The 6,847-nt window shown below is 73.2% G+C and carries 7 protein-coding genes; 2 read left to right on the top strand and 5 right to left on the bottom strand.

Annotated elements, in window-relative coordinates:
- From FV230_RS22345 to FV230_RS22335, 3 genes are all read right to left on the bottom strand, one after another.
- The coding region (locus FV230_RS22345; protein ID WP_147843964.1) for a cache domain-containing protein at nt 1–1,308 on the bottom strand (1,308 nt) is incomplete at its 3' end.
- A 226-nt stretch (nt 1,309–1,534) separates the two neighbouring features.
- Nucleotides 1,535–2,824, bottom strand: a complete 1,290-nt coding sequence (gene murA, locus FV230_RS22340) for a UDP-N-acetylglucosamine 1-carboxyvinyltransferase (RefSeq protein WP_147843963.1) — start codon at nt 2,822–2,824, stop codon at nt 1,535–1,537.
- Between the two features lie 362 nt (nt 2,825–3,186).
- Nucleotides 3,187–3,393: a hypothetical protein gene (locus FV230_RS22335; protein ID WP_147843962.1), complete on the bottom strand. Its 207-nt coding sequence runs from the start codon at nt 3,391–3,393 to the stop codon at nt 3,187–3,189.
- A 398-nt stretch (nt 3,394–3,791) separates the two neighbouring features.
- On the opposite strand from FV230_RS22335, the gene hemA reads away from it, so the two are divergent.
- Nucleotides 3,792–5,090, top strand: coding sequence for a 5-aminolevulinate synthase (hemA, locus tag FV230_RS22330; protein ID WP_147843966.1), 1,299 nt, complete (start codon nt 3,792–3,794; stop codon nt 5,088–5,090).
- A 27-nt stretch (nt 5,091–5,117) separates the two neighbouring features.
- On the opposite strand, the gene FV230_RS22325 is transcribed toward hemA, so the two are convergent.
- Complete coding sequence (locus FV230_RS22325; RefSeq protein ID WP_147843961.1) at nt 5,118–5,678, bottom strand: DUF2059 domain-containing protein; 561 nt, start codon at nt 5,676–5,678, stop codon at nt 5,118–5,120.
- A gap of 159 nt (nt 5,679–5,837) precedes the next feature.
- Here FV230_RS22325 and FV230_RS22320 point away from each other — a divergent pair, with 159 nt between their 5' ends.
- Entirely contained in the window at nt 5,838–6,395 is a 558-nt protein-coding gene (locus tag FV230_RS22320) for a DUF4337 domain-containing protein (protein ID WP_147729230.1), read from the top strand.
- A gap of 10 nt (nt 6,396–6,405) precedes the next feature.
- Here the strand turns inward: FV230_RS22320 and FV230_RS22315 are convergent, their stop codons facing one another.
- Nucleotides 6,406–6,711 carry a hypothetical protein gene (locus FV230_RS22315; RefSeq protein ID WP_187275586.1) on the bottom strand — a complete coding sequence of 102 codons (306 nt, stop codon included), beginning with the start codon at nt 6,709–6,711 and terminating at the stop codon, nt 6,406–6,408.
- Nucleotides 6,712–6,847 lie beyond the last annotated feature (136 nt).

Genomic DNA, 6,847 nt, shown 5'->3' with positions numbered 1-6,847 from the left:
CGCCTGCGCCTCGCGCAGGCGCGCCGCCTCGGTGGTCTTCAATTGCTGCGCGGCTTCCTCGAGGGAGACGTCGCGGATCGTCACCACCGCCCGGGCGATGTCGCCGATCTCGTCGCGCCGGCCGCTGCCGGGCACCTGCTCCAGGGCCTGCCGGGCGGCCAGGGCCTTGAGCGCGGCGGTGAGCGCGCCGAGGGGCCGCGCGATCGACCGGGCCAGCAGCAGGCCGAGGATGGCGGTGCCGGCCAGCACCCCGAGCCCGACCAGCGCCAGCGTCCGCGACAGGGTCGAGACGGCGCCGATCGCCTCGTCGAGGCTCTGCTCGGCGATCACCGTCCAGGGCGCGCCGAGCACCGACACGACCGAGGACGCCGCCAGGTGCCGGCCGTCCGCGCCTGAAAAGTCGAACGGCCGCCCCTCCGCGAGGCGGGCCGGGGCGATCCCGAGCGCATCGAGGGGGCTGCCGGCCTTGGCGTCCGGGTTCAGCGGCGGCCGGGTGCGCAGCAGGCCGTCGGCGCCGGTCGAGAGCGTCTGCCCGGTCTCGCCGAGGCCGGTGCGCTTTGACAGGGTGGGGTCGAACAGGGCCGGCCCGACCCGCATCACGACGTAGCCGATGCGCTCGGCCGCCTGCGCCGTGCCCATGGCGACGTTGGCGCGCTTCGTCACCGCGCGGCCGATGAAGGCGGAGGGCCCGGCATCGACCGGATAGGCCGCGAAATCCTCGAACAGGGCGGCCTCGGGGTCGGCGGCCTTCAGGCGCTCGAACAGCCGCGCCAGCCCGGTTCCCCGCAGCGCCGGATCAGAGACCGGCCGCGCGAAATCCTCGCCCTTGGTGGTGGTGTAGACGATGCGCCCGTCCTCATCGAGCACCATCAGGTCGGCGTAGCCCGCCTGCGCCAGCAGCTTGCGGGCGACCTCCTGCACCTTCGCGTGCCGGCGCCCGTACGTCGTGTTGGTCGCCGTGCCGTCGAGCGCGATGCGCGCCGCCGCCGTCTCCGGCGCCCGGAAGGCGGCGAGGAGGCCGGCATAGTCGGGCTTGGACGGGTCGAGGGTCTCGATCAGGTCGGCGACGTTCGACACCACCTGCGGGTGCGCCGCCACCGTGAGGAAGTCGGCCTGCATCCGGTCGGCGACCAGCTCGACCCCGTCGCGCCGCGCGTCGGCGGCAAGCTGCAGCCGCTCGCGCGCCGCCTCCATCAGCCCGGCGCGGGCCTGGTGCCAGCTGAAGCCACCCATCGCCGTGGCGCTGAGGAGCGCGAGCCCGATGGTCATGGCGGGCAGGCGCGCCTCGAGACGTGAGAATGCCGACATCGATCCGTCTCGAAAATGCTCGGAGAGCTTGAGCCGGTCCTTAGGCGGGCGCGCGTTAAGATTCCCTGCTCGTGCGAGCCGCACGAGACAAGACGACGATCCTATAAAACCGTATCGATTGGGATTATCGGCGGTCTTCGCAGCCGCATCCGCCCGCGCTCGACTGCCCGGGCCCGGCCCGCGCCGCGCGAATGCAGGCGGGCGGGCGCTCGATACGGCGGGCGATTCAGGCCCGCACGCGCTCGATCCGCGCGCCGCAGCGGGCGAGCTTGGCCTCCAGCGCCTCGAAGCCGCGGTCGAGGTGGTAGACCCGGTTGATCTGGGTCTCGCCCTCGGCCGCCAGCCCCGCGATCACCAGCGACACCGAGGCGCGCAGGTCGGTCGCCATCACGGGCGCGCCCTTGAGGCGGTCGACGCCCTCGACGATGGCGAGGTCGCCCTCGAGGCGGATCCGGGCGCCCAGGCGCGCCAGCTCCTGCACGTGCATGAAGCGGTTCTCGAAGATGGTCTCGCGGATCTGCGACTGGCCGTTGGCCAGGGTCATCAGCGCCATGAACTGCGCCTGCAGGTCGGTGGGGAAGCCCGGGAACGGGTCGGTGGTCACGTCGACCGCCGCGATTCCCGCCCCGTTGCGCCGCACCCGGATGCCGCCGGGAACCTGGGTGATCTCGGCGCCGGTGGTGGAGAGGATGTCGAGGGCCGAATGCAGCAGGTCGGCGCGGGTGTTCTCCAAGACCACGTCGCCGCCGGTCATCGCCACCGCCATGGCGTAGGTGCCGGTCTCGATCCGGTCGGGCAGCACCTCGTGGCGGGCGCCGTTCATGCGGGCGACGCCCTCGATCACGATGCGCGGGGTGCCGGCGCCCTGGATGCGGGCGCCCATCTTGGTGAGGCAGTCGGCGAGATCCACCACCTCCGGCTCGCGGGCGGCGTTGGAGATCACCGTGGTGCCGTAGGCGAGGGAGGCCGCCATCAGCGCCACGTGGGTGCCGCCGACGGTGACCTTCGGGAAGTCGATCTCGGCGCCGCGCAGGCCGTTCTTGGTCTTGGCGACGACGTAGCCGGCATCGATCTCGATCTGCGCGCCGAGCCTCTCCAGCGCCATGATCAGGAGGTCGACCGGCCGGGTGCCGATGGCGCAGCCGCCGGGGAGCGAGACCTTGGCCTCGCCGAAGCGCGCCAGCAGCGGCGCGACCACCCAGAAGCTCGCCCGCATGGTCGAGACCAGCTCGTAGGGCGCCGTGGTGTCGATGACGTTGGAGGCGGTGAGCCGGATGGTCTGGCCGGTCTCGGTGGTCTGCCCCGGGCGCTTGCCGACCACCATGTGGTCGACGCCGTGGTTGCCGAGGATCCGCGTCAGCGCGGCGATGTCGGCGAGCCGCGGCACGTTGGCGAGCTCCAGCGTGTCGCCGGTGAGCAGGCTCGCGATCATCAGCGGCAGGGCGGCGTTCTTCGCCCCCGAGATCGGGATCGTGCCGTTGAGCGGCACGCCGCCGGTGATGTGGATGCGGTCCATGGTCTCGTGATCCTCACGCGCCGCGCTTCGTCCCGCGCGCCGCCGGCCCTGCCCCTCGGGCGCTCGCCGCCCATGCTCGAGCGCAGCCTATAGGCGAGTTTTGTCCGAAAGGGGACCGCGCCGGCGCGCCGGGTCTTTGCTCGGTTCGCAGGCCGGCCTCGGAGGCGGGAGCATCGCGGCGCCGATCCGCGCCGCCCCTTCCGCTTCGCCCCGGACGATCCGGGAAGGACCCGGCCCGGCGACGGGACGCAGGCCCCTGCCGAGCCCGGCGAAACGCGTCCCGCCTCATCCAAGAGGCGTCGCGGAAGAGGCGGCTCGACGGGCTCGGCCTGCGGACGCAGCGCCGATGCCTCGCGTGCCGCCTACGACGACGGCGCGTCCGACGGGGCCGGGTCGCGGTCGTCCGGCGGCTCGGCGGCGTCCTCCGCCGCGGCCTGCCCCTCCTCCTGCGCCGCCTCTTGCCCCGCCGGCTCGCCCCGGCCGCGAACCTGGCGCTTGCGCCGCCGCAGGTTCTCACGCAGGGCCGCCTTGAGGCGGGCGGCCCGGGCCTCGTCGTTCTTCGTCGTCATGCGTCACGCGACCCATCGTCGCCTTCGACTCCTAGATCGTCCGCCGGCACCTCACAATCCATCCGTCGGGGCGATGGCCCCGGCGGCGTTCAAAGGGTCGCTCGAATGCCGGCGGCGGGCCCCCGTCGGCCTGCAAGGCAGGGATGACGCCCCGTCACCTTGAACCGATTCCAGATCCGGCTGTATCTTCCGGTCCGACGGCGCCACGCGACGCCGCCGGATTCCTCTCCACCCGATGCGCGATCGGGCGCGCCGGACCGTACCGGTCCTCGGCCGCGCCTCCCCGCATCCCGAACAGGCCCGGCCGACGACGATCCCGCGCCTCGGCGCATCCGACGCCCGGCCAGCCCCCAAGGACATCCATGCCCGAGACCCGGCCCGCCTCCACACCGGCCCCCATGCACGCGCACGGTTCCGAACGCGGCCCGGGCTCCGTGCAGGGCCAGATCGCGGCGCGGCGGGTGGATTACGAGGCGCATTTCCGCGGCGCGCTGGAGCGCCTGCACGGCGAGCGCCGCTACCGGGTGTTCGCCGACATCGAGCGCATCGCGGGCCGCTTCCCGATCGCGAACTGGCGCCGGCCGGACGGGGCGACCTCGGAGATCACCGTGTGGTGCTCGAACGACTACCTCGGCATGGGCCAGCACCCGGAGGTGGTCTCCGCGCTCACCGACACGGCCAAGCGCTGCGGCGTCGGCGCCGGCGGCACCCGCAACATCGCCGGCAACAACTCGCCGCTGGTCGACCTCGAGCGCGAGCTCGCCGACCTGCACGGCAAGGAGGCGGGCCTGGTCTTCACCTCGGGCTACGTCTCGAACCAGGCCGGCATCTCGACCATCGCCAAGCTGATCCCGGACTGCCTGATCCTGTCGGACGCGTTCAACCACAACTCGATGATCGAGGGCGTGCGCCACGCGGGCTGCGAGAAGCGGATCTTCCGCCACAACGACCTCGCGCACCTGGAAGCGCTGCTGGTCGAGGCGGCCGGCCGCAACGTGCTGATCGCCTTCGAGAGCGTCTACTCGATGGACGGCGACGTGGCGCCGATCGGCGCGATCTGCGACCTCGCCGAGCGGTACGGCGCGATGACCTACCTCGACGAGGTCCATGCGGTCGGCCTCTACGGGCCGCGCGGCGGCGGCATGGCCGAGCGCGAGGGCGTGATGCACCGGGTCGACGTGATCGAGGGCACGCTGGCCAAGGGGTTCGGCTGCGTCGGCGGCTACATCACCGGCTCGGCCGCGCTCTGCGACGCGGTGCGGAGCTTCGCCCCCGGCTTCATCTTCACCACGGCGATCCCGCCGGCGATCGCCGCCGCCGCGCGCGCCTCGGTGCGCTACCTCAAGCGCTCGACGGCCGAGCGCGAGGCGCACCAGCGCCAGGCCGCCGCGACCAAGCGCGCGCTGGAGGAGGCCGGCCTGCCGGTGCTCGCCACCGAGACGCACATCGTGCCGGTGATGGTGGGCGATGCCGAGCTGTGCAAGGCGGCCGCCGACCACCTGCTCGAGCGCCACGCGATCTACATCCAGCCGATCAACTACCCGACGGTGCCGCGCGGCACCGAGCGCCTGCGCATCACCCCCTCGCCGTTCCACGACGCCGCCCGCATCGCCACCCTGACGGCGGCGCTGGTCGAGACCTGGGACACCCTCGACCTGCCGCGCGCCGGCACGGTGTTCGCGCAGGCGGCGGAGTAGGCGGGCGCCGCCGGAAGAGCCGGAGGCTCAGTTCGGCTTCGGCTTGTTCCCGCCCGGCACCCAGCCGTGCGCCTCGGCGGTCGCGGCGAGCTTCGCCTGCATCTCGCCGGCCAGGCTGCCGATCCAGTGCTGCATGCCCGTCAGCTGCGCCTGGGCCAGCTGCGGCTGCGCCTGGGCCATGTTGCGGCCGGCCGGCGTGTCGTAGAACGCGGCGATGGCCTCCAGGTCCGCCTTCGACAGCACGGCCGCGAACGAGATCGCCTGCAGGTTGAGCAGCTCGTCGTAATGCTCGGAGAGGATCGGCATGATCACCTCCTGCACCATGATCTTGGCCCGATCCGGCTGCTTGAGCCCCATCTGCTGGACCATCGCCGTCATCGGCGCGGTCATCGCCTGGAGCGTGGTGTCGCGATCGCCCTGGGCGCGGGCGACCACCGCCTTTGCCGCCGCCAGGCGGGCCGGATCGAGGGTGACCTGGGAAGGGACTTGGGGAGCGACTTGGGGAACCGCCTTCTGCGGCGCCTGGGCGCGGGCGGGTCCCGCCAGCCCGAGGGCGAGGGCCATGAAGGTGAGGCTGGCGATGCGCATCACGCGTCCTCCGGAGACGAAAACCGCGGGCCGCGAATCGGGCCGCGCCGGAGCATAGGCGGTGCCGGCGGATCGGCCTAAAAGCTCGGCCGCGTTGCATCCGCGCGCCGGATGCGCTGTGACTGCGCCCGCACGAATCGAACGGGGAGCGTTGAGCGGATGTCGGGTGGTCACGGAGCGGGCGGGACGTCGAACAAGCGCGTCGCGCTGCTGATCTCGGTGCTGGCGCTGTTCCTCGCCTTCAGCGAGACGCTGGGCAAGGCGGCGCAGACCGACGCGATCGGCGCCAACGTCGAGGCGGCCAACCAGTGGGCGTTCTTCCAGGCGCGCACCATCCGCGCCACGGTGCTCAAGACCGCCGACGAGGCGGTGGCCCTGGTGCCGCCGGGGCCGAACCAGGACGCGATCGCGGCCAAGCGCGCCGAGTGGGCGAAGACGATGGCACGCTGGGATTCCGAGCCCGCCACCGGCGAGGGGCGCAAGGAACTCGCCGAGAAGGCGAAGACCGCGCAGAACAACCGCGACCTCTCGCTGCTGCGCTACCACCATTACGAGCTGGCCTCGGCCGCCTTCCAGATCGGCATCGTGCTGGCCTCGGCCGAGGTGATCACCGGCATCGTCGCCCTGGTCTTCGCCGGCGGCCTGCTCGGCGCGGCCGGCGCGGTGCTGCTCGGCTTCGGCTACCTCGCGCCGCACGCCCTGCCGTTCCTCCACTGAGGGGACGGCCTCACCGGTCGCCGAACCAGTCGTCGAACCCCGGCTCGATGCACCGGTAGCCGACGAAGCAGCTCGGGTCGGTGCGCGTCGGCGCGTAGGCGGATCGCGTCACCTCCGTCGCCGCGCAGAAGCTGCGGTCGCGGACGAAGCGGTCGTAGGTCGGGCCGCCGGTGCCGAGCACGATGCCGCCGGCGCGGGCGACGGCGCCGCGGGCCTGCGCGCAGGTGAGCGTCGTGGTGTCGACGCGCTGCGCCTGGGCCGGGCCGGCGGCGGCCAGCAGGCCTGCGGCGAGCAGCAGGGGGACGGCGAGAAGCAGGGGAGCGGCGATCGGCGGGCGGGTTGCGATCGGGCGGCGCACGGGCGGTCTCCTTCGGTGTGCCGGAGGAACGCCGCGGGCCGCCGCGCGGTTCAGGCCGCCCGGCGCGCGGGGTCGGCGAGGCTCGGCTCCGGCG

This window comes from Methylobacterium sp. WL6 (genome assembly GCF_008040095.1).
Lineage (GTDB): Bacteria > Pseudomonadota > Alphaproteobacteria > Rhizobiales > Beijerinckiaceae > Methylobacterium.
The sequence above is the reverse complement of the archived record's forward strand: the minus strand, read 5'-3'. Positions and strand labels throughout refer to the sequence as shown.

Excerpts from the sequence above, each read along its gene's own strand:
- murA (WP_147843963.1), bottom strand. The coding sequence starts at position 2,824 with ATGGACCGCATCCACATCACCGGCGGCGTGCCGCTCAACGGCACGATC.
- FV230_RS22335 (WP_147843962.1), bottom strand. The coding sequence starts at position 3,393 with ATGACGACGAAGAACGACGAGGCCCGGGCCGCCCGCCTCAAGGCGGCC.
- hemA (WP_147843966.1), top strand. The coding sequence starts at position 3,792 with ATGCACGCGCACGGTTCCGAACGCGGCCCGGGCTCCGTGCAGGGCCAG.
- FV230_RS22325 (WP_147843961.1), bottom strand. The coding sequence starts at position 5,678 with ATGCGCATCGCCAGCCTCACCTTCATGGCCCTCGCCCTCGGGCTGGCG.
- FV230_RS22320 (WP_147729230.1), top strand. The coding sequence starts at position 5,838 with ATGTCGGGTGGTCACGGAGCGGGCGGGACGTCGAACAAGCGCGTCGCG.